The sequence below is a fragment of the Cupriavidus sp. SIMBA_020 genome, from assembly GCF_046535395.1.
Classification (GTDB): domain Bacteria; phylum Pseudomonadota; class Gammaproteobacteria; order Burkholderiales; family Burkholderiaceae; genus Cupriavidus; species Cupriavidus campinensis.
Genome location: NZ_JAWRWU010000209.1, coordinates 1 through 340, shown reverse-complemented (window position 1 = coordinate 340; position 340 = coordinate 1). Strand labels below are relative to the sequence as shown.

Annotated in this window: 1 pseudogene; it reads right to left on the bottom strand. The window is 67.9% G+C overall.

From position 1 onward, the window contains the following. A pseudogene (locus SB751_RS28855) lies at positions 1 to 340 on the bottom strand (catechol 1,2-dioxygenase); the annotation flags it as partial.

Below are 340 nucleotides of genomic sequence, written 5' to 3'. Positions count from 1 at the left end.
GTGATGTCCTGGTACGCGTCGGCCTTCAGCCCTTGCGCCGCGCCGCCGGTCTTCGTCGTGACGGGCGGGATCAGTTCCTCGCGCGTCGCATACGCGAAGTCATCCCAGATCAGCGGAGCGCCTTCGATGTTGAACTGCGTCGTCAGCTTGCGATGGCCGTCGCTCGTCACGAAGAAGTGCACGTGCGCCGGACGGTTGCCGTGGCGGCCGAGGCGGTCCAGCAGTTGCTGCGTCGCGCCCTGCGGCGGGCAGCCGTAGCCGACTGGCATGAGCGTGCGGATTTCGTACTTGCCGTCCGCGCCGGTGCGCACCGCGCCGCGCAGATTGAAGTCGTCCTGTG